A 22,064-nucleotide genomic window follows, 5' to 3' on the forward strand; every position below is an offset into this window, starting at 1 on the left:
GGTTTTGCTCCCGAAAAATGTTATTCGTCAAAAGTCCCTTCAAAGACGAATTCCGCAGGTCCTGTCATCATCACGTGCGAATTGTCTTCGCGCCACTCGATGTGGAGGGTTCCGCCCAAAAGTTCCAGATTGATTTCCCTTTCTGTTTTGCCGTTGAGAACGCAAGCGACGAGAGTTGCGCACGAACCCGTGCCACAGGCGAGGGTTTCTCCAGTTCCGCGTTCCCAGACCCGCATTTTGGCGTGAGTCGGGGAGAGCACTTCTACAAATTCGATATTCGCTTTTCTCGGAAACGCTTTGTCCATTTCGTAGGCGGGACCTTTGGTGAGGACGGGAGCTGTTTGGACGCTATCGACAAAAGTTACCGCGTGCGGGTTGCCCATTGATACGCAAGTGAATTCCCGCCCGTCAATTCGGATGCGGTTTGTCGGCGCGGCAACAGGAATTTGTTCGGGTTCCAAAATGGGAGCACCCATGTCAATCGTTGCGGATTGAAAATTTTTGCCGTTATGGTGAATGACGATGTGCTTAATCCCCGCTCCGGTTTCCAAATCGAATTCGTCCTTTTCTTTTTGAAAAAAACGTTCCCATGCAAAACGCGCCACGCAGCGGCTCGCATTCCCGCACATCTCCGATTCGCTGCCGTCTGGATTGAACATTCTCATGCGGATGTCCGCTTTGTCGGATGAGCAAATGAGGACAAGCCCATCGGAGCCGACGCCAAAGTGCCTGTCGGAAATTTTTGGGGAAAGTTCTGCGGGATTTTTGACGACTTCGTTTCGGTTGTCGATGTAGATGTAGTCGTTTCCCGCACCTTGCATTTTGGTAAAAGCAATCATTGGAAATCCTCGGTAAAAGATTGGTCGATAATCGCGCTGGCAAGAACGGCGTCATTCCGATAAAGGGCGACGATTTGTCCTGGCGTTACGGCCATTTGCGGCTCGTCAAAGGTGACGTATAAATTGTCGTCTTGAATGTGGAATTTGGCCGGAACCAGATTTTTTCCGTGTCGGATTTTGGCGAGGGCAATGCCTTCGTTTTCCGTATCGCCTAAAAGAAGTCGGTTGATGCTGTGCGCCTTCAAGGATTTGGCGAAAAGCTCGTTTTTGGTGCCGAGCACGACTTGATTTTTATGCGGATCCAAGCGAATGACGAAGAGCGGTTCTTTCAATCCGCCGATTCCAAGACCTTTGCGCTGGCCAATCGTGTAATAGATAATGCCGTTGTGCTTGCCTAGAACGTTGCCGTTTATATCGACGAAATCCCCAGGCCGAATGTCTTTTTTGTCGAAGAGGACGGAATAATCGTCGCTTTCGATAAAGTCTTGGCTTTCGGGCTTTTGGGCGAGATCTTCAAAGCCGGATTCTGACGCCAGTTTTTTCACTTCCTGTTTGGTGAGTTCGCCAAGGGGAAAAGTGACGCGAGAAAGCTGAGCGGGAGAAAGCCGGGACAGAAAATAGGTCTGGTCTTTGGTCGGATCTAAAGCCCGTCGCAAAAGTCTGCCGCTTTCGGAAATTCGCGCGTAATGCCCGGTCGCAAACATATCGAAGTCGAACAGTTCGTTGGCTGCGTCAATCAAAAATCCGAATTTCATTTTTCGGTTGCATTCTACACAGGGATTCGGCGTGCGGCCCGCTTTGTATTCAGCGCGGAAATAGTCCAGGACGTTTTTTTTGTATTGCTCGGCGAGAGGGATTACTTCGTATGGAATTCCCAGGCGCTTTGCAATTTCTTCGGTTTCCTGTAATTCGTGAGTTTCTCCGGGACCAAAACATCCGCCTTGCCCGCGGTCGGGAATGGGGATGGAGCCGTCCCAAAGGCTCATGGTGACGCCGATAACTTCGTGTCCTTGTTTTTTGAGAAGATAGGCGGCCATCGTGGAATCGACACCGCCGGAAAGTCCGACTGCGATTTTCATGCTGAAAAATATAGAAATCAGATGGCTTCCTTATGCGGGAAATCGCGCTTTATCGTTTCGAGGGAAATGGGAACAGCGGATATAAACGTTCGTTTGGATGCAGAGCGGTTTCTTTTGGACTTTATTTTCTACTTTTTCCCTATGGACATTGAGAACTGGCGAAAAAAAATTGATGAATTGGAAAATACGCTTATCGGGCTTTTGAATAGGCGCGCGGAATACGCGGTGGAAATCGGGAAAATCAAAAAGTGTCAAGGGCTTCCCGTATTGGATGCTTCGCGGGAACAGGAAATTCTTTCCCGGGTAGCGCAGAAAGCGGAAGTGCAGAAGGGTCCGCTTTCGCCGGAATCCATGCGGCGTATTTTTCAGGTAATTATGGCGGAAACCCGTCAGGTGGAAAAATAGATGTTTTCTTTTCAACGGATTACATTTGTCGGTTTTGGCCTTTTGGCGAGTTCCCTTGCCGCCGCGATAAAGCAGGCAAAGTCCAAGGTCATTATTCGAGCGGTCAGTTCGCCCAAAACGCTTGAGCGCGCAAAGGAATTGCAAATCGCCGACGAGACTTTTGGCTACGATGAAATGGAAAGTTGGGTGGAAGGCTCCGATGTGATTCTGCTTTGCACGCCCATTTCGGTCATCCTTTCGTTCTTGAAAAAGCTTTCGCAGATGAAGCCTTCTAGTCCGATTCTCGTTTCGGATATCGGCAGCACTAAGGCCGAAATTTGCCGGGCCGGGGAATCTCTTCCCGCGCCTTTTCGTTTTGTGGGCAGCCATCCGATGGCCGGTTCAGAAAAACATTCGCTGGAATTTAACGACCCGTCGCTTTTTGAAAATGCTTACTGGTTTATTTGCCCGCCTTCGGGAATGGACGCGTCGGAGTATCGTTATCTTTCGGAAATCATCGCCTTTGTGGGTTCCACTCCAGTGGTGTTTCCGCCGGAACATCACGATCAGACGGTCGCTTGGGTCAGTCACATGCCCCAGATGGCCAGCACAAGTCTGGCGGCGAATATCCCTGCTCGGCTTTTGGACAATGGTTATCAGCATTTTGCGGGGCGCGCTTTTCGGGACATGACCCGTATTGCGGCGTCCAGTTGGGCGATGTGGAAAGATATCGCCGAAACCAACAAGCCGGAAATTCTGCATGCGTTGGACGAGTATATCGCGGGATTGAAAGCGACCCGGGATGCGATTTCGAATATCCCCGCCGAAGAAGAAACTTTGCATCGAATCTTTTTGCAAGGCAACGAGGGGCGGGCTTCGCTTTTTGCGCCCGGAAAAAATTCCAGCAACAGCTTTTTCCAGTTGACGGTGCAGCTCAAAGACGAACCGGGATCGATTCTTTCCGTGCTGAAGCCATTGGCGGAAGCCAAGCTGAACATTCGGGATGTGGAATTGATGAAAGTCCGGGAAAATATCGCGGGCACGTTGCTCCTCGCTTTTAAGAAAGAAGAGCAGGCGAATGCCGCCCGGGTTATTTTGCAGTCTTTGGGTTTTGTGGTTACGGAACGTTAGCGCATGGAAGAGATTGTTGTAAATCCGGATCGGGAACTTTCGGAATACGCTTTGGTGCTCGGACTTCTGGTTTCGGGCCGCACCACTTTGGACGATTTTGTGTTCACCGAACGCAGCCGGGCTTTTGCGAAAATCCTTCAGGAATTCGGACTGGTCATCGAAGAAAAAGGGAATAGTACGATTTTGACGGGAACCGGATTTGCTTATAAAGTCCCCGTACTTTTGCGCTTGCCGGAAAGCGAAAACGCTATGGTTCTCCTTTTGGCGTTGGCGTCCAAAGATTGCGAAACGCTGTTTACGGCGACGGGATCGGAAGCGACGCTTGCTTATGCGAAACGATTTTTGCAAAGCGTTTTTGGCGCTGTTTTAGAAAGCGAATCGGAAGAGAATTTTGTTTTTCGTTTTGTCCAGGATTTGCCGCTTCTTAAAGAAACCCGCGAAGGTTGCATTCCGTATTTATCCAAAAATGCCGTCCTTTTAAATGCGCTGGTCTGCGGGAAAAATTTGGAATTTGAAGAACGCAGTCAGGTGCGCTCCGGCTTTGTGGATATGCTTGGGTATTTCGGGGCGAACATTCAAGTGCAAACGACGGGCGGGCAAGAGATGACCGAAATGGAACGCCGGATTGCCAAGGCCCGCGGCATAAAAACGGAACGACGGATTAAAACTTCCATCCAGGAAACGAAGATCTTGACTAGCCGGGATTATTTTGTTCCGGGCGATCCGACGGAAGCTTGCGCATTTGTCTCGCTGGCGGTTCTTTCTCCGGTTTTCAAAGGGAAAAAAGTCACTGTCAAAAATGTTTTGATTTCTTTGGATCGGGCCGGTGTTTTTTCGGCTTTAAAACGGATGGGTGCAAAAATCGATATGGGCTCTCGGCACGAGCGTTATGGTTCAGCCTATGCCGATATTGTTGCCGTATATGAAAAAAGGCTTTCTTCACGGCGTCTAGGCGAAGACATCCTCTGCACTTGTCTGGAAGAGTATCCGTTCATCGCGCTTTCAGCGAGCACTGCCGATGGAGAAAGCATCTTGCGGATTCCCGACAGCCTTTCTAAGGAACTCCGCCCGCTGTGCGAAAATCTTTCCCGGAATTTAAAACAGACGGGAGCTTCTATCGGTGTTTATGAAGAGGGGCTGGTTATTCGCGGTCGTGAAGAACTGGATGCGGGACGTTTTGATGCCGAAGGCAATCCGGTTTTGGGACTGATGTTCCACGTTTTAAAACTGTTTTCACAGGGCGAAACGCATATTGAAAACGCCGAAAGCCTTGAGTCCGTGTTTCCCGGAATCGTAAACAAATTAACCCAACTCGCTCAATCATGAAGTTCTCTAAAATTGGAATTGTCGGATATAAAGAACAATCTCCGGAGCTGCTCAAGGCGATGGAAAAAATTTCCGCCTTTGCGGTGCTGCATCCAGCGATTTCTTTTTATGCGGTTGAATCTTTAAAAGGAATGGCGCTTTCAAAAATCCGGATGGTTTCGGAACGTTTTCTGCGGCAATGCGATTTGTTGATTGCCATTGGCGGCGATGGGACTTTTTTGAGTACGGCGCGTATTGCGCTTGGCGTTCGCATTCCCATTTTAGGGGTGAATGCGGGGCGGATTGGATTTTTGACGGAAACGCCTGTGGAAAACTTGTCCGAGGTTTTAGAATCCGTTTTGGCTGGCGATTTTACAACTCGCAACCGCATTATGATCGATTCTAAAATTTATCAGGGGAAAAAAATGGTCGCCTCGGAAACCGTATTGAATGAAGTCCATATCCGGGCGCACGCTCCAGAGCGCATGGTGAACATCAAGGTGGAATACAAAAATCGTCCGCTGACGGAATATTGGGCGGATTCGCTATTGGTATCGACGCCGACGGGAAGCACGGCATACAATCTTTCGGCTGGCGGTCCCATTATCTATCCTTCGACGGATGCTTTTGTGCTGACTCCGGTGGCTCCGAGCAGCCTTTCTGTGCGTCCGTTGATTATTCCAACGGATGCGACTTGTCGCGTGACTTCTGTATTGAACGCCCCTTTAGATCTTGTTTTTGATGGACGCATTACTCGGGTTTTGGAACCGGGAAATTCGCTGGTTTTAACCAAGAGCAAAGACGTGACGACTTTTATCCGCATGAAGAATACGGGCTTTGTCAATGCGCTTCAAGGCAAATTGGGCTGGACGGGAAAACCGAAATTGGCCCAGAAATAATCGGCTCGGTTAAAATATTTTTGTGAAGAGTATCACGGGGAATATGATTTTTCTCACATAGAGAACAAGGTGGGAACAAAAAGAACCATTTGTAAATGCCATTTTACGGTGCTTGCTGTGGGGAAAGATATTTTAAAGGGGATTTTTCTTTGTGAGGTCTTATGAAATTTTGCGTTCTTTTGGCAGGAATTGCTGTCGCGGCAACTTTTAGCTTTGGACGAGTCGGTCCTGTGAGCCAATATGGGCAACTTCAGGCGGGTAAAAATACGAATGGCGCGGGAAGAATTTACGGTTCCTGTCCCGCTTATTCCACTTCGGGAAATGAAGTTCAAGTTCAGGGCATGAGCCTTTTTTGGAGCATAGCTGCCGATGTGGGCACTCCGTTTTGGACGTCGGATATTGTATCTGGGCTTGTCGAAAAACAGAACATCCAGTTAATTCGCGCGCCGATGGGTGTCGATGAAGACTGGGGGGGCTCCGGAAATTACTTTACAGATTCATCTTATTATCAGGGGCTAATGAATACGGTGGTGCAGGCGGCCATCAGTAACGATATTTATGTGATTATCGACTACCATTCTCACAAGGCGAATGAAAATGTGGAAAATGCCAAGACGTTTTTCAAATACATGGCGGAAAAATGGGGAAAATACGACAATGTGATTTTTGAAGTTTTTAATGAACCCAAAGAACAAAGCTGGGGAACGATCAAGAGTTATGCCGACCAGGTGATTTCCGTTATCCGTCAGTATTCCGACAACTTGATTATCGTGGGAAGCCGTAATTGGGACCAGTATCCCAATGAAGCGATTTCTAATCCGATTTCGGATAAAAACGTCGCCTATACGTTCCACTATTATGCGGGAAGTCATTATACAAATAAGGAAGGTGCGAATGCGGTTACGGCGATGAACGCAGGCCTTTCCGTTTTTGTCTCGGAGTGGGGAACGGTTGACGCTTCGGGCAATGACGGTTTTAATAGCGGCAATAGCGCCACTTGGCTGAACTGGATGAACAATAATAAACTCTCTGGCGCAAACTGGTCCGTTTCCAATAAAGATGAAAGTGCTTCGTATTTTAATGGTTCGGCGTGGAATTATTCGGAAAGTGGTAATTGGGTGAATACGAATGTTTTCAGCAAATTGCCGACTTCCTACAAAGCGTGTTCGGGCGTTTCGGTGAGCTCTAGTTCAACGGCTTCCAGTTCTTCGTCGATCCCGGCGGGCTATACGGATTATATTGACGATTTTGAAGATGGGGACTCTTTGGCGTTTACCGGAGGTGTCTGGTATGCTTATACAGATAAGGGCGATGCAGGGCAGTCTTCGATTTCGAACACCCCGAATGTGGACAAAGATGGCGTTGCTGGCTATGATGTTGTTTTTTCTGCTGACAACGGCACTCAAAATATGGCGGGGCTAAAAAAAATCGTTCTTTCGCAAGGCGGGAATAAATACGAACCTTATGTCGCGTTGGGAGTCAAGCTGAATCCGGATGAATCGGCTTATGATTTGTCCAAGTGCACGACCATTAGCTACAAGTATAAAGGTGCAGCACACAATTTTAAAACGGAAGATTTGAATGTCGCTGATTACGGATACCATCAAATTTCAAAATTGGCTTCAAATTCTTGGACTACAGCCAATATTAGTTGGTCGCAATTAAATCAGCCTGCGTGGGCCGATGAGGTAACTCTTTCGCAAAAGCGCATCAATAAGTTCACTTGGGAAGTGAAGGGCGATTTGAAAGGAACGCAGCCGACCTACAATTACTTGTACATCGATGATGTGCGCTGCAATGGAATGGCCATTAAGCCGGTCGTTCCGGCTTCCAGCAGTTCGGGGAAATCTAGTTCTTCAGCGGCATCTTCATCGAGTGTCAAGCCTTCTAGTTCTTCAGCGGCATCTTCATCGAGTGTCAAGCCTTCTAGTTCTTCAGCGGCATCTTCATCGAGTGTCAAGCCTTCTAGTTCTTCAGCGGCATCTTCATCGAGTGTCAAGCCTTCTAGTTCTTCAGCGGCATCTTCATCGAGTGTCAAGCCTTCTAGCTCTTCAGCGATTTCCTCGTCGAGCGTCAAACCATCCAGTTCTTCAGCGATTTCTTCTTCTAGCGCAATCCAGTCGAGTTCTTCGGCAGTTTCTTCTTCAAGTGCGCAATCCTCTTCCAGTTCCAGCATTCCTTCCTCCTTTGTTGTTGCGGGGAATCTGTCGCAAACCGTTGCCAAGGGAAGTTTGATGGAAACGGTCACCATTTCGAATGTGAACTCTTTCTCCCGTCTTTCTTGGAATTTGAGCAGTTATGGAAGCTTGAATGTGGAGAATTCCGGAACAACGGTGACAATTTCCGGAAAAGTTGAAACTTGGGCTTCCGTCGGCAAAGTCACTGAAACTTTGGTGATTAATGGAGACACGGTGTATTTCAACATGAGCATTGTGGAAGAAGGAACGGAAATTTCGAGTTCCTCGGCGGAAAACAGCTCCAGCAGCTCGGACGGTTCAACGGAGATAGTCATGCTTCCTTCCATGTCCTCTCTTTCTGTTGCGCTTGTCGGGCGCTCTTTGGAAATAGCGAGTGCGAATCCCGTAAACGTGGAAATCTTCGATATGCAGGGACGTCTTTTGAAGAGAATCCCGCAGGTGAACGGCTTGGTTTCGTTGGCATCCTTGCGGCAGGGTTCCTATATCGTTCGGGTACGTTCGCTTTCGTCGAATTGGACAAGACGAATTTCGATTCGTTGATTTTTCCCACAAAGAGAGAAAGGTCTCCGCTTCGGCGGAGGCTTTTTGAATTTATAGGAATGCGGCATCTAGCTGCTTTTTGTAAAACAATTCTGGCTTTGGGAATTTATTTTGTGGCTTGCATCTCGGGAACGAGCTTTTGCACGAATTCCATTCCCCGGTGCAAATTCTCTTCGGCGGTTTTCAGCCAGCTTTCGCGGGCTTCGGAGTTGCTTTTGGATTTTTCCGATTGAATCCATTTTTGGTATAGGGAAATTTCCTGGTCAAATAAATTCGGCCTTTGGGAAGAAATCAAATCGTATTTTCGTCCGTAAATAAAATCGACCATTTCGGATAAAGTATAAAGTCGGTTAAAGTAGGCGATGTTGGGCCCGGGGCAAATGGCCTGCGGAGCGATTTCCTCTCGTTCGATTCCCAAAGAAATCAGGGCGGAGTTGCCGAGTTCGTGGCAAATGCAGCTTTTTTCTTGGACTCTGCGGATCTGTTCGCGCTTTTGCAAATCCGGAATGTCCTTCGACAAAATTTCGGCGATTTTTTTCTTTTGATATTCCTTGCTGGCGGTGCAAATCAACCGTTCAGAAAATTCGGAGTTGTTTTGCAGAAATCCTTTGGGACAATTGGAACCGAAAATGCCCATGTCGATTTTTCGAATGCGGTTTTGTTCGGAACCGCTGGATTTGAGATTGCTAAAGGGAACGTCCAATGGGGACGCGTTGCTCATCCAGATGTCGTTTTCATTCGCTTCGGCGAGTTTTTTTCGAGTGCTGGCATCGACAAGGGTCGCTTCGGGAACCAGTAAAAACGGAGTGCCCCAGCCGCAACGGTCAAAGCCAAAACGGCGCATGAGAAATTCCGCTTCTTGGGCGTTGCCAATGCCTCCTTGGACAGAAAACAGCGGAGTGCATGGCTTGTCAAGACGGCTAGAATCCAGATGGTGCGCTGCATAGTATTTTTGCAAAGCGGGCTTTAATGATGAACAAAGCAATTCTTTTTTTCCTTGCATTTCTTGCAAGATGACGGGCAGCAATTCGCCTTGGGAAGGAAACAGATGCCCTCCGCAATTCAACCCGGATTCTACGCGGTATTCGCTGACTTCAAGGCCTTTTCGAGCGAGGGTTTTCCCTTGGATGAGCGCTGAACGAAAATCCGAAACCTTAAGCGAAATTTTTTTGTCGAATTGCCCACTGGCGTTTCGGTAGAAACAGGGAAATTTTTCCATTTCCGAAAACAACGCTTGATTGATTCCCGCACTTAAAATCAAACGGGTATTTCCGTTCAGGGTGGATTCCGCATAGCCCCGAAGCGCTTCCCGAGCATCTTCGAAATCGGGTCTGTCCAATTTGACCATGATATTGACATCAATGGATCCGGGCTGCATCTTTTGAGTCAGTTCTTTTTCCGTTTTTATGCGCTCGTCGCCTGCGGGCATTTCGCGCATTTGCAGATATTGAATGCGCAAAGGGTCTTGAGTCGGCAGCAGCAAAAAGTAGCGGTCCTTGTTGGAATTGCCGGTGAAAGGTTCGGCAACTGTTCTTTCAAATTTTTTTTGAGCAAGGATGTGAATTAAATTCAAGTAGCGACGAATCCGCTCGGCTCGGGAGTGCTTTTCCGAGCTGGCGACCTTTTCGTAGGGAATGGCGAATTTTTGGGCGTAATATAAACCGATGCGTTCTAAAAGTTTATCATCGACCAACGATATGGCGGAATCGATTCCTAAATGGGAAACTCGAATGGGAGTGTCGGCGGTAAATCCGGTCCCCATTACGGGAATATAAAAATGATGCGGCATAGGGCTAAACTAGTATTTTTCAATCCACAGGGCCTTATTGATTTTCCATTTAATGGAGAAGGAGCCCAGAAGGTCTGTACGCAAAATGTGGGAAGAATCCGGGATGAATAAGGATAATTTTTGAAGGGTGCTTGCTGCGGGGTGTCCATAAGGATTTTGTTTTCCCGCGGAAATGGCTGCAATCGCAGGGGATACCTGTTCCAAAAAAGCAATGGAAGAACTGGTTTTGGAACCGTGATGGCCGACTTGCAACAGGTCTGCGTGCAGATCCCTGGAAATATCCAGCAGATATTGTTCAAATTCGCTTTCTAAATCGCCGGTGAACAGGGTGCGCCTTTTTCCATCTGCCATTTGCAGCACGACACTGGCGTTGTTGCCTTCTAAACGCAAAAAATCTGGAGGCCATAAAATTTTGCAATCCCATCCGGCGCAAGGCAATTTGCTTCCTCGGATTACAGGAACGACTGGGGTCCCGAATTTTTTCGCCAGTTTAAAAACGCTATCTCGAAGCCAGCTTCCGCCCGTATCGCTTCCGTAGAACAGCGTATCGATTTTCCAGTCGGCAGTCCATTCCAAAAGCCCGCCGGCATGGTCTCTGTGCCAGTGGCTGACGAGCACCCAGTTCAAGTGTTCGATGTGTCGGTTTTTGAGGGTGTCCCCGAAACCGTTTGAGTCGTTTCCGGTGTCATAAAGCGCATTCCAGTTTTCATTTTCCGCCGAAAAAAGTATGGCAAGTCCTTGCCCCACATCTAAAAAATCAATCGAACCCATTCCGCAATCGGCGGTTTCTGCCGAAATATCCGCTTGGCTACAGCCGGTGAAGACGGCTAAGATGGCGATGAACGTCCAAAAATATTTTCCTGTTTTTTGCATAAAGCCTCTCCAAGATGAAATTCTACGAAATAAGACGTTCCACATGCCGGAAAAAGGAAAAAAATTGAAAAACAAACAGATTTTTAGTAAATTTACAGCGCTATGCAGTTACCGAAGTACAAGAAAAAGAAACGCGTTAAGCTCAAGATTTGTCAAGAGCCTGGTTGCGGAGCGGAATTTTGGGGACATCCCATTGCCAAGTATTGCGAAAAGCATCGGGATATCAAAAATCGTCAAAAGCAGAAAAAAGACGTGGAAAATATCGATGCGAAGAACATTGTTTTTCGTCATAATTATACCGATATTTTGGATCTCAAGTTCCGCTGCTGTCTGGAAGGCTGTGGCAATTTATTTGAAATCAAGGTGTTTCCGAAGCAATTTATCTATCCGAGGTTCTGCAACGAACACCGCAATGATTTTAAACGGGCTAATTTTATCCGTTTGATGCGTCGCAAGAATCAAAGTGAAGAATAATTCGGGGAAAACCCTTTGAATTTTCGGAAGCTTTGCTATATTTGAGGCGCTCACTAATGGTGGGTGTAGCTCAGATTGGTTAGAGTCCCAGATTGTGATTCTGGTTGTCGTCGGTTCGAGTCCGATTACCCACCCTTGTAAACCCCTGCACATTGTGCAGGGGTTTCGTGTTTTTTTTCGGAATAGAAATTTTAAAATGGGGAAATGCCCTTGACAAAAAATGGAGATTTTTTAAATATGAAAATATGAATAAGTGTTCATACATAGAGAAAAGCTCGGAAATTTCGATGGATGTCCTTTTTGAACTCTCGGAATTTTTCAAATTTTTTGGCGATACGACTCGAATCCGCATCATCCAGATTCTTTTGGGCAAAGAAGAATCGGTCTGTGAAATTGCGGAACAATTGAATTTGGAACAGTCCGTGGTAAGCCATCAGCTTCGAATTTTGCGTACGGCAAATTTGGTGAAACCTCGTCGGGAAGGGCGAAAAATATTCTATTCCCTTGACGATGAACATATCGGATTGATTTTCAATACGGGATTGGCTCATATTTTGCACAAGAAAGGAGAGTAAAATGTTTGTGCAGGAAGCGATTTTTGAAAAGTTTTTGCCGCAACTAGGCGTGTTGTTTGCAGAGATGGCTCCCTTTTTGTTGTTGGGCTTTTTGCTAGCGGGAATCATTCACGTTTGGATTCCTAATCGGCTCTACATTCCTAAAATAGCGAAGCCGAATTTAAAATCGGTCGTGTGGGCGGCTTTATTTGGCGTGCCTCTTCCGATTTGCAGCTGCGGTGTCATTCCTACGGCGATAGCGCTTCGGCGCGAGGGCGCAAGCAAGGGGGCGAGTGTCAGCTTTTTGATTTCAACGCCGGCTACGGGACTGGATTCCATTTTGGCGACATATTCTTTGCTGGGCGGGCCTTTTGCCTTGTTGCGCCCGATAGCGGCATTTGCTACAGCGATTTTCGGCGGCGTATTGACGAATTTTGCCACTCGAAAAGAAAAAGAAATCCCTATTGCTCTGGCCCAAGCGCAGGAATGTAAAACGGAAAAAACAAAAACTTTTGCGCAAAAAATGGCAGAAACCGCGAAATACGGTTTTGTGGAAATGGTCGGAAATGTGAGCAAGTGGCTGTGTATCGGCCTTGTTCTGGGTGCGCTGATTGCCGCCTTTGTCCCGAATGATTTTTTCCTTGTCTTGCGAGAGCATTCTTTGCTTTGCATGCTTGCCGTGCTTCTGCTGGCCATGCCGATGTACACTTGCGCAACGGGTTCTATTCCTTTGGCTTTGGCGCTTGTGGCTAAGGGAATCACGCCGGGAGCGGCTCTTGTGCTTTTAATGGCTGGGCCGGCCACAAGTATTGCGAGTATGCTTGTCGTGGGAAAAAATTTTGGGAGACGGGCATTGGTTGCCTATTTGGTTTCGATTGCTTTTGGCGCTATGGCGTTTGGCTTTATTGTCGATACGTTCTTTATGGATTTGTTTTTGGGAAATATGATTCCGCAGGGATCTGCAGAATTTTCGGGGCATCATTTGGGACTCGTCAATTATATCGGAGCCGTTTTGCTGTTGGCGTTGATGATTTTTTCAAAATGGCGAGGAAAATTTATGAAACACGGCGATTGTTGCCATCGCTCGCAGAAAGGTTGCGACTGCGAAATGCAAATGGTCAAATTTTATCGAGTGGAGGGAATGCGTTGCAATCATTGTAAAATGAGTGTGGAAAACGCTTTGAAAAATTTGAATGGAGTAGAAAGTGTTGCAGTCGATCTTTCGAAAAAAAGCGTGGCAGTAAAAGGAAAAATCGACGAGGCGGTTTTAAAATCGGCGATTGAAAAAGCGGGCTTTGAATTTGCCGGAGAAATGAAATAAGCGAAGGCTCCCTTGTCGGAGCCTTTAGTTAGATAAAGAAAACGTGTTTCAAGTCGCTGGCTTCGTTTTTTGCCCCTTTTTTATCGCTGCGCGTTGACGCTTCTGTAGTTCTGTAATTTTCGTTTCGACTAAACTGTATTTGGTAATGATTGTTTTGGGCCTGTTTCCGTTCTAGCTGAAAAAACTGCAAAGCGTCCTTTGTGTTTTTCCAATCGTCTTTGTTGGCGGCTGTCAAAATGGAATCGCGGTGCTTTTCGTATTTTTGAATTTCTGACGTGTATTTTTGGGTTAGGGTTTTTAGAACATCTATCGGACGGGATTTTTTGCAGGCTGATTTTTCGCCCTCATGATTTTTGATGTATTCTTTTGCCGCCATAAGCAAGTTCAATAAAGTTTCATTTTCAAAGTATTCTTCTAAAAGAATTGGGATAGAAATTGTCTTTGTGCTGTTTTTATGTGTTTCTTGCTTGGAATTTAATTGGTGTTTGAGAACTGAAATTTTAGTTTCAAGGTCTTTGTTTGTTGTAGATAGAGAATGTAGTTCTTTTTCCAAATGCTTGATTTTTACGAACTGATCTTTCAAGGACTTTTTCATCGAGTGAATTTTGTGCAGAATGTTATCGATTCGATTTTTTAATTTGTTGTCGGTCATTATTCATATCCTCGATTAAATAAGACGAAGAGATGTCTTAAAAAATATTTAAAATTCTGAAATGTCATTGTTTATGGAAAAATGTTCCCGCCTTTGGCGGGACACAAGGTCTTGTTGGATAATTGGCTCTTGTTTTTTATAAAGTATTCCGATTTTTTCTTATCTGAAGATTTTCCCTCAATTCCTTTTAGTAGCTCATTCAGAGTTGACTCACAGACTTTTCCATGAAATCCTTTAGTATCGGCAAAAATATTGCCGTCTTCATCAATTTCAACTTCAATGTTAAATTCTTTCATTTTGTATGTCCTTTATCATTTTTATAAAATCACTGTTAGGAAAACCACTTAAACTGGCATTGCCATTGATGTCAAGGTCAATTTCGATATCTGAATTATTAAATTGCCAGTTGTCATTTCCATTGGGATTGTACCAAATCTTTTGATTGTTTTGTGGCTTAGTTGAGTCAAAACGACCGTAAATTAAAGTGTCTATGTATTGTAACAATTCCTTTTGAGAACTTTCGATGATTTCGTCAAGTTCAAAACCAGTGAAAGACTGTATTGTGAGATTCGTATGTGTTTTTATTTCTTTAGCTAATTCTGCGAGTTCTTTTGCTTGAAGGAACGGCTCTCCTCCGCTGAATGTGATCCCCTCAAGCAACGGTTCGTTTATAATCATATTGAACAAATCTTGGACTGAATACAGATTCTTTTCTGTAAAAGACCATGTGTCAGGATTTCCGCAATTTTTGCAGTGAAAATGGCAGCCCTGAAACCAGATGACAAGACGTTTGCCTGTTCCGTTTACATAGTTGCCGGTTTCAATGTGATTTATGTTTAGCATTAAAAATCTCTTCGCTGGAGAATCAGTTTGACCTTGTTGTTTTCTGTGATACGCTTCTTCACGATGAACCCCTTCTTTTGGGCGTTGGCGATAATTTGGGCTTCGCGTTCGTTGCGATACTTTTCCTTATCCTGCAAGACCTTTTTTTCTTCTTGTTCGCGTTGATAGATTTCCGATTCGTTATAGATGCTATTTTGTTTATTTTGACGAAGTCTTTCTTCCAGCTCTATAAGTTGATTTAGAAATTCCTTTTGATTTTCAATGATGCGTTTTTCCTCTTCAAGTTTTTTGCGTTCTTCTTCTAGTCTTTTTCTTTCTTCCTCTTGCTTATGTTGCTTTTCTAAAAGCATTTCCCGATATGTCGCTTCAACCTTGTACAGCTCTTCGATATTAGAAGAGTATTCGTCTATGGTTACTAAAGAGAATAGGTTGTTTGTGATTTTTATGGAGGGAAAATTTTTTATTGCCTCGTTGGCAACTTGAAAATCTGTGATGAATATTTTTCCTTGAATTGTTCTTGTTATGCTCATATTAAACCTTTGCCACAACTTTGTACTCTTTGCTCGTATAACGTTTTTTTAGTTCATTTGCTTGAGCTAGATCTTCTGTGTCTGTAATTTCAAGGAAGAAAGTGTGCTTGGTTTCAAAAAGTTCGCCAACTTCAGGAAGAATAAAGTCTGGCTCCTTAATGACGGGTGAAAAATCTCTTTTGATGTCTTTCATCTGGTCGTCAATCGTCGGCACGTTGAATTTTTTGTTCTCTTCATTTTCCAAATCTTTCTTTCTACCGCTTAAAATGTTGTTTTTCTTTTGGATGGAATTTTGCTTACTGGAAATATCACTGTCTATAGATTTCAATAATTTTGAGTCATTTGAAATTTCTTTTTTTATCGTTTCTATATCCATTTCTTTGTTTTCTAAAGTTTTTTCTCCTTGTTCATTAGGGGGCGCTATTTTTGCGTTGTTATCTTTTATTCTTGTTTCAATCGCTGTTTTTTCTTTTGCGAGCTTGTCTATTTTGGACTGAATCTCGTCAATCTCCGTTTCTAAATTTCTGATTTCCCTACGGAAAGATTCAATTCGATTTTGCTTTTCAATATTATATTTTTCCTCTTTGGCTTTTTTTCTCAATTCAATCAAGTCTTTTACATAAAATCCATTTTCATCAAGATTCCATTTTTGGATAAAATCTTGGAGATCGCTGTAGCGCATTGTTCTGATATCCTGCGGTTCATCTTGGGCGATTTTATTTTGAATTTCTTTTATAAAATGAGAAAGCCCTGCATCTTTCTTGACTTCGTCTTTACCGCTTAAGTCGTCTAAGGCCCTTTTCAGTCTCTTAAATTTTTCTGCGATATTTTTTGAAGCATCTTCAAATTGTTTATAGATGTCTGCTAGCTTTGCATCTTTGGGCTTGGATGGAGGTAATACTTCGTATTTGAATATTGTTTTTTCTGCATAGGGATCTGGAGAACTTTCTAGGGGCTCTGTGTTGTCCATATCTTCTATGGACAGGGCGGTGATGGGTTGGGAAATGATTTTTTCTTTAGTTTCTTGTTTTTCTATGATGTTCCAATCATTGCTGTCGTAATCAATGAATTGTTCGGGCAGATTGCGCAATGAGTTTCTATCATCTTTCCAAATGTCTTGAGGGCCTTTAAAGTTGTTGGTGTCAAGAAAAAATTCCCCAACTTTCCAAAGCGTTTCGTTTTTGGAAATGGCAATGGTTAAATCTCTGGAAATAAAATTTTCTCCATTTGAATTATTTTCCATTTCTTTCTTGAAATTGGTGTTGCAAGGATAGAAGAAAACTTTAGCAACAAATGGTTCATTAAGGGTGGACTCTAAATTAATATGCTCCCTACGATCAGCTGAGACGGAGTATGGTGCTGGTTTGCAACTGTCAACCTTTTTGAAAAGACGTTCTTTTTCGTTATTTTCGGTATTCCAGAAATAATAGCAAAACCAGTAAAAAAGATCATTGCATTTTTCATCCTTTAACAAGATGCAAGGGTTGTCCTGCAATTTATTCAATGGATTAATAAACAAGAAGGCTGTTTTATTGTCAATGATGATGAAGTTGTTTTTTAGGCTTTTATTACTTCTGCAAAGGGCTGGAAAATGTTCATCAAACCAGGGAATCGTTGATGCACCTTTTTTGAAATCGTCAAATAAGACATAGACACGGATTCGATTTTTTATGGCATTCAAAATGCTCTCTTTTATTTTTTGGTCCAGATTTGATGTGGACGCTATGCAAATGGTTTTCGTTGCCCCTCGATTTCCTCGATCAGTTCATTCGTTTGGTCTATAACTTTTTTGTCTTGTATTTGTTTGATAAAGTGAATTTCCTTTTGGGAATTATCAACAGTTTTTGTTCTTGCAATTTTTTCAATTTGAGACATTTTTAGACCTCAATTCATTAATGATTTTTGTAACGATTTTGGGGAGCTTTTCGTCATTTATGCTGAAGATGTTTATTTGATCCTTGATATGAATATTGTCTTTACGAACCCAGATGGTGTTGGGGCTTATTCCGACAGTAAATGCTTCCTCATCAAGAATCCAATAGCGGTCATGGGGCAATTGGGGTTTTTCCTTTAGAATGAATTCAACATTGTGCTTTGATTGGAATGATGAAATAAATTCCTGCCGATTCCTATTAACATCTTCTTCATCATGATTAGCGGATGCGACAATAGTGATTTTTTCTGCAGGGATAGATTTTTTATTGAACAGCTCGTCTAGCGTTTGGATGGAATGGTATGTATTGGCATATTGATCTATAATGAGGATTCTTCTGGCTGAATTTAGAGATCGCCATTCATTTAGAATATCATTTATTTGCGCATTTTCTTTGGCGGGAATGCAAATATGATTTGTTAAATCCTTTGATGTTTGGTCTTTAGACGTTTGTTTATAAGGGTACAAATCGGTTGCGGCTTGTAAAAGCCAGTATTCTTCTTTGTTTGTAGGATATCGCTCAATTAGCTTTTCGTAGTCAAATGGCTCGATTTGATTTTTGTATTCATCCCGTTGTAAAGTAGGACTGTCTCGCAGGATTTCTTCCCAATCGAATCTTAAGTCGGCTTGTGATTTGTATCCATTGATTTTTAATGTGCGATCAAAAATTTCCTTGTACCAAGATTGAACTTCGTCCTTGCGAGGAATAATTTTAACATTTTTATAATCGGCTTTGAATTCACCCCATTCGTTTTTAATTAATTCGCTAAAGGAACAGTTGAACGATTTAAGAGCTTCGAGTCCTTGTCCTTTAGCTTTTTCTAGAGGACATCGTAGGAAATAGGAATTGTTTTCTTTGATAAGTTCATCTTTGAAAAGATTCTTGAAAGATATTTGTTTTTCTTTTGGAATACGGAATTGGTTGTCCTTAGTTCGTAATATCCATTCCGCTTTTTCGGAGTCAATATCGATATTGATTCGTTCTTTGTCCCAAATAAATTTTGTTTTGGGGGAGTCTATTTTATGGATGATTCCTACGGCTTTACTTGCGACAAGTTTTTGAGAAGCTCTGAATAGATTGCGCAAATCTTCGGGTTCTTGATGCTCGTCATTAGAATTTGCTTCCTGAAGATTTCGCTCCAGTTTTATAGGGAGTCCTCTGTAAGGAGTGTCTTTTTCTGAATATAGAAAATCAATCTTGTAGTTCCCATATTCTCCAATAAGGGGTTGCTCTGGAATATTGCCATGTTCATCTATAACGTGTAATTTTTTTAATGTTTTACAGAATTCGTTGATGGGGGCTGCTTCTAAATTTTGCCGTTCTAGATGTCTTCTTAAGTCGAACTCCGTCTTGGCATTTTTAAAAATGTCTTGATAGATTTTAAATTTTTCCTCATCTCGATAAGAAACCTCTCCAATAAATGCGAATGAGCATTTGTCAACGTCTTGAGTTAATTCTATCTGCATAAATTATCTGCCTCTGTTAAATATCTGGCTTTCCCTGGCTAACATTTTAAGTTCTTCTGAAAAGTGTTGTTTGGAAAAATGATCGTAATCTCCGACAATCACTCGCTGGTATTTGGCGCGAGTAAGAGCCACATTCATTCGGTTGGTGTTGTCCATAAATCCAACGCCTTTATTGCGGCACATACTGATGAAAACGATATCGGCTTCACGGCCTTGAAACTTATCAACGGTGTGGAGTTGAATTTCAACTTCATCTTTTTGGAAAAGAGAAAAGTGGTTTGCCTGTCCGGTATATTTTTGAAGCATATCCCGAAGCACAGTTTCTTGTGGGCGGTAGTAAGTTAATACGGCTGCTGTCCATTTTTCATTTTGACGGGGATGATTTTTGGCCCAGAGAATGAATTTTTCAAGTTCATGCTGAATAGCCATTTTTTCAGAAATGTTTTTGTTCTGTTTGTTATTTTTGTCATATTTGTCGTCCCTTTTTACATTTATCCAAATGGCGTGTGATGGGTATCGGTCATATTCCCATTCGCGTTTAATTTCTTTACCGTCTTGTAGTGCGGGGATGCCCCGTTCTTCTCCATAAAAATGTTCTCTGGAAAATTTTGAAATTTCTGGGTGCATTCGGTGTTGATAGTCAAGTCGTTCAAACCGATTGACAAAAGCTGTAGAATCAATTTGATTGAAGCCTTTAGTCAATGTGGTTTCGAATTTTTGCTTCTCTTTGTTTCCCTTTTGTAATAATTCTAAGATCGATGGAAAAAAGATGTGCTCAATATCTTCGATGGTATCTTTTATTTTTTCGTCGTTTTCGGGTATTAGGTTTGTTAGTTGCTTTTCGTAGTAGGACTCTTTAAGATTTCGTCTTTCAAATTTGCGAATGAGTCTCCAGGAAACTTCACTAGCCCATTCTTTGTTGAGGAATTTTTTTAGGTCTTCCTGAGTAACTAAACGATTTTCATATTTGCTCTTTTTATCATAAAGGGATTGGCGTCGTTTGAAAGATTCCTTAATTTCGGTTCCAATCATGGAGATAATGTTGTATGTTTCAGGTATAAAATTAATGGCGCGTTTTAGAGAGTGTGCTTCGAGTAATAATAATGGTTTAGTATACAATTGCAGGCATGAAATTTCTTTCATGGAAGTGATGTCGAAGAATCGATCTCCCTTGGCATAGGCGATATTGGAGGGAATAGACTCAAAACAGTTTCTTTTTGAATATTTTTTAAAATCTTCTTCGGTACATCCGTCGGGAAGTTCGATAGCTAGCGGGTATGGCTTATCATCGGGATATTTGAAATCGCGTTTTCGCATTCTTGGATTAAATAAATCGTTTAATAGATATGCCAGTACACTCATTTGCTGGGTTTTAGTCCCGGTACATTGCGTTAAGTGGGCTTTCAGGTATTCTGTTTCTGAATAGGGCGCCAATTGCTGAATGTCTCCTACAATAATCCATTTCTTGGCATAGAGTGCAGGAACGATGAACTCCTGAAAGGTGGTTTTACTTGCTTCGTCAATAATCATGACATCATAAATGGGAACAACGATTTTGCCGTTTTTTTTCCAACGGAAATCGGGATGGTTTTGTATTCCCATGGTGGTTCCACAGACAAGATTAGAAGAATCAAGTAGGAATCGTTCCGCAGCCTCCTCATTCCATCCGTTTTGAGTCAATGTTTTAACTTTATTGTCAATTAGATATTCTTTTACGGATTCTCCAATGGAACCTTCGCGGCCTAGCCGTAAAGGTACAACTTCCGGATGTTTTTTTATTTTATCAAGGATGTTGTCAATGGCTACATGGGTAGATGCGGAAAGTAGGATTCTCTTATCTTTGGCAATAAGTTGCAGAATTAATTCTAGAATGGCTGTTGTTTTACCGCTTCCTGGCGGGCCTTCCAAAAGCATAAAGTCATTGGAACCCATGCTTTTGCGGACAAACTCTCGCTGGGAATCCACTCCATTGTACTTGTCGTCATTCAAGATGTTCCAATTTTGAATGGATGCATTGCTATTTTGGGGCCACCGGACAGATTCCTTTCTTTCGAAAAGTTGAATGAGCTTACGATGTTCTTTTACGGGAGAATTCAGAAGTGTGCGTATGGCGTATGTTTGTCTTTTTAGGTTATTTGTGTCAATAACCATTTTGATGGGCAGAGAGGGATCGAGTTCATTATTGTCGTTTGATTTATCTACGATAAGTTGGCGTTCATCAGTCTTGATTTTTTGAACCTTGAAGGTGTTCTTTTTATCTCCCTGATAGATTTCTTGAAGCATTTCGTTTTCAACAAAATGGTCACTGGCTGTTTTTTCGCCTTCGTTGATGTCGTCGGGATCTAAAAGCTGGAGAATTGCTCGATTCTTGCCGCGTTTACTATTTTCATATGGCCTAAGTCTATAAAGATATCCTGCGCCATCTTTGAGCTTCATGGATTGAGGTTTTTCTTCAGAAGTATATTCGTCATCTTCTTTCTGGAATTCCCATTCCTTGTTTGTTTCGTTGAAATACAGTTTTTCCGGTTTAGGAATGATTGGCTTGATGTTTAGCGAATTACTGTTGAGCAGAATAGGGTCTTTGGTTTTGACAAAGCCTTTTTTAGGCTGTTCGATTTCAAAAATGATGTCGTCATCATTGTTCAGGATTTCTTTTATGGTGTAGTTGACATCGTTTTGAGAGAAAGTAGTTCCCTTTTCTAAATCTATCTTTGTGAGCGAAAAGTCAATTTCTTTTCCATTCAAGGTTACTTTATCGCCATTATCAATTCTGGAAATTTGATCGTTCCAATCGGAATCGTTGGCTATAGATAAAAGCTTTTTGTAGTCTTTAGACAAAATGGCCTGGTTTTGTGAGAAGGTTATCATTTTGTCGGTATCTTCAAAGATGAACCTGTTTTTTTCTTCCTTGAGTTCTATGTTTTCAATATTAAATGCGATTTTGGGAATCAGCTGATTCTTGCTAATGGAATAGCGGGGGAATTCCCATTCCAGCTTGTAGGAATCATGGCTTTTTAGAATTTTAAAATTACATTCATAGTCCGTTTTCTTTTCTTCGCTTTTTATGGCGTTTGACAAGAAATCAAGGTAGGGCTTAAGAGAACTGTATGTTGCTTTAAACAGGGCGTTTTTTCTTCCTTCAAGTCTATTGGGATCGTTGCTTTCGGAGTGAACTAGGGCCTCATAGAAAAAATCTCGATTCCGACTCAAGTTATTTGATTGGTGATTATTTTGAGGATTCATCGCCATAGAA

20 protein-coding genes and 1 tRNA gene are annotated in these 22,064 nt (G+C 43.0%); 9 read left to right on the forward strand and 12 right to left on the reverse strand.

Annotated elements, in window-relative coordinates; all coding sequences use genetic code 11:
- Positions 1 to 20: 20 nt before the first annotated feature.
- Both dapF and mnmA read right to left on the reverse strand, forming a co-directional pair.
- The gene (gene dapF, locus BGX14_RS11505; protein WP_095880361.1) at positions 21 to 836 is read right to left on the reverse strand and encodes a diaminopimelate epimerase; all 816 of its coding nucleotides are present in this window, start codon (positions 834 to 836) and stop codon (positions 21 to 23) included.
- A complete protein-coding gene (gene mnmA / locus BGX14_RS11510; protein WP_095879959.1) occupies positions 836 to 1,918 on the reverse strand; it encodes a tRNA 2-thiouridine(34) synthase MnmA in 1,083 nt (360 codons plus the stop codon). The genes dapF and mnmA overlap by 1 nt, the downstream gene beginning before the upstream one ends.
- Positions 1,919 to 2,059: 141 nt before the next feature.
- Between mnmA and BGX14_RS11515 the strand changes: the two genes are divergently transcribed.
- The 5 genes from BGX14_RS11515 to BGX14_RS11535 all read left to right on the forward strand — a co-directional run bounded on the left by BGX14_RS11515 (position 2,060) and on the right by BGX14_RS11535 (position 8,375).
- On the forward strand, positions 2,060 to 2,323 hold the full coding sequence (locus tag BGX14_RS11515; protein WP_073304595.1) for a chorismate mutase: 264 nt from the start codon (positions 2,060 to 2,062) through the stop codon (positions 2,321 to 2,323).
- A complete protein-coding gene (locus BGX14_RS11520; protein ID WP_095879960.1) occupies positions 2,324 to 3,433 on the forward strand; it encodes a prephenate dehydrogenase/arogenate dehydrogenase family protein in 1,110 nt (369 codons plus the stop codon).
- 3 nt (positions 3,434 to 3,436) lie between these two features.
- Entirely contained in the window at positions 3,437 to 4,759 is a 1,323-nt protein-coding gene (locus BGX14_RS11525) for a 3-phosphoshikimate 1-carboxyvinyltransferase (protein ID WP_095879961.1), read from the forward strand.
- The gene (locus BGX14_RS11530) at positions 4,756 to 5,637 is read left to right on the forward strand and encodes an NAD(+)/NADH kinase (RefSeq protein ID WP_073304517.1); all 882 of its coding nucleotides are present in this window, start codon (positions 4,756 to 4,758) and stop codon (positions 5,635 to 5,637) included. The genes BGX14_RS11525 and BGX14_RS11530 overlap by 4 nt, the downstream gene beginning before the upstream one ends.
- 161 nt (positions 5,638 to 5,798) lie before the next feature.
- The gene (locus BGX14_RS11535; protein WP_095879962.1) at positions 5,799 to 8,375 is read left to right on the forward strand and encodes a cellulase family glycosylhydrolase; all 2,577 of its coding nucleotides are present in this window, start codon (positions 5,799 to 5,801) and stop codon (positions 8,373 to 8,375) included.
- 106 nt (positions 8,376 to 8,481) lie between these two features.
- Here the strand turns inward: BGX14_RS11535 and BGX14_RS11540 are convergent, their stop codons facing one another.
- Both BGX14_RS11540 and BGX14_RS11545 read right to left on the reverse strand, forming a co-directional pair.
- Entirely contained in the window at positions 8,482 to 10,164 is a 1,683-nt protein-coding gene (locus BGX14_RS11540) for a hypothetical protein (RefSeq protein WP_143394230.1), read from the reverse strand.
- 9 nt (positions 10,165 to 10,173) lie between these two features.
- Positions 10,174 to 11,037 carry a ComEC/Rec2 family competence protein gene (locus BGX14_RS11545; RefSeq protein WP_158222197.1) on the reverse strand — a complete coding sequence of 288 codons (864 nt, stop codon included), beginning with the start codon at positions 11,035 to 11,037 and terminating at the stop codon, positions 10,174 to 10,176.
- A 102-nt stretch (positions 11,038 to 11,139) separates the two neighbouring features.
- Between BGX14_RS11545 and BGX14_RS11550 the strand changes: the two genes are divergently transcribed.
- The 4 genes from BGX14_RS11550 to BGX14_RS11565 all read left to right on the forward strand — a co-directional run bounded on the left by BGX14_RS11550 (position 11,140) and on the right by BGX14_RS11565 (position 13,386).
- Positions 11,140 to 11,511, forward strand: a complete 372-nt coding sequence (locus BGX14_RS11550) for a hypothetical protein (protein WP_073304505.1) — start codon at positions 11,140 to 11,142, stop codon at positions 11,509 to 11,511.
- A gap of 59 nt (positions 11,512 to 11,570) precedes the next feature.
- Positions 11,571 to 11,645, forward strand: a tRNA-His gene (locus BGX14_RS11555).
- A gap of 111 nt (positions 11,646 to 11,756) precedes the next feature.
- Positions 11,757 to 12,086, forward strand: a complete 330-nt coding sequence (locus tag BGX14_RS11560) for a helix-turn-helix transcriptional regulator (protein WP_078776775.1) — start codon at positions 11,757 to 11,759, stop codon at positions 12,084 to 12,086.
- Position 12,087: 1 nt separating this feature from the next.
- Entirely contained in the window at positions 12,088 to 13,386 is a 1,299-nt protein-coding gene (locus tag BGX14_RS11565) for a permease (protein ID WP_095879964.1), read from the forward strand.
- Positions 13,387 to 13,414: 28 nt separating this feature from the next.
- On the opposite strand, the gene BGX14_RS11570 is transcribed toward BGX14_RS11565, so the two are convergent.
- The 8 genes from BGX14_RS11570 to BGX14_RS11600 all read right to left on the reverse strand — a co-directional run bounded on the left by BGX14_RS11570 (position 13,415) and on the right by BGX14_RS11600 (position 22,060).
- A complete protein-coding gene (locus BGX14_RS11570; protein WP_095879965.1) occupies positions 13,415 to 14,038 on the reverse strand; it encodes a hypothetical protein in 624 nt (207 codons plus the stop codon).
- A gap of 71 nt (positions 14,039 to 14,109) precedes the next feature.
- Complete coding sequence (locus BGX14_RS11575; RefSeq protein ID WP_095879966.1) at positions 14,110 to 14,334, reverse strand: DUF2997 domain-containing protein; 225 nt, start codon at positions 14,332 to 14,334, stop codon at positions 14,110 to 14,112.
- Complete coding sequence (locus BGX14_RS11580; RefSeq protein ID WP_095879967.1) at positions 14,321 to 14,881, reverse strand: 4Fe-4S single cluster domain-containing protein; 561 nt, start codon at positions 14,879 to 14,881, stop codon at positions 14,321 to 14,323. The genes BGX14_RS11575 and BGX14_RS11580 overlap by 14 nt, the downstream gene beginning before the upstream one ends.
- Complete coding sequence (locus BGX14_RS11585) at positions 14,881 to 15,411, reverse strand: hypothetical protein (RefSeq protein ID WP_073304493.1); 531 nt, start codon at positions 15,409 to 15,411, stop codon at positions 14,881 to 14,883. Before BGX14_RS11585 ends, BGX14_RS11580 begins: the two co-directional genes overlap by 1 nt.
- Before the next feature lies 1 nt (position 15,412).
- Positions 15,413 to 17,092 (reverse strand): hypothetical protein, encoded by a 1,680-nt coding sequence (locus tag BGX14_RS11590; protein ID WP_095879968.1) that lies wholly within the window; start codon positions 17,090 to 17,092, stop codon positions 15,413 to 15,415.
- Between the two features lie 41 nt (positions 17,093 to 17,133).
- Positions 17,134 to 17,286 (reverse strand): hypothetical protein, encoded by a 153-nt coding sequence (locus BGX14_RS15620; protein ID WP_158223311.1) that lies wholly within the window; start codon positions 17,284 to 17,286, stop codon positions 17,134 to 17,136.
- Complete coding sequence (locus BGX14_RS11595) at positions 17,273 to 18,811, reverse strand: hypothetical protein (protein ID WP_095879969.1); 1,539 nt, start codon at positions 18,809 to 18,811, stop codon at positions 17,273 to 17,275. The genes BGX14_RS15620 and BGX14_RS11595 overlap by 14 nt, the downstream gene beginning before the upstream one ends.
- 3 nt (positions 18,812 to 18,814) lie before the next feature.
- Positions 18,815 to 22,060: an AAA domain-containing protein gene (locus BGX14_RS11600; RefSeq protein ID WP_083545818.1), complete on the reverse strand. Its 3,246-nt coding sequence runs from the start codon at positions 22,058 to 22,060 to the stop codon at positions 18,815 to 18,817.
- Between the last annotated feature and the right edge of the window lie 4 nt (positions 22,061 to 22,064).

The sequence above is a fragment of the Fibrobacter sp. UWS1 genome (assembly GCF_002300445.1).
GTDB lineage: Bacteria > Fibrobacterota > Fibrobacteria > Fibrobacterales > Fibrobacteraceae > Hallerella > Hallerella intestinalis.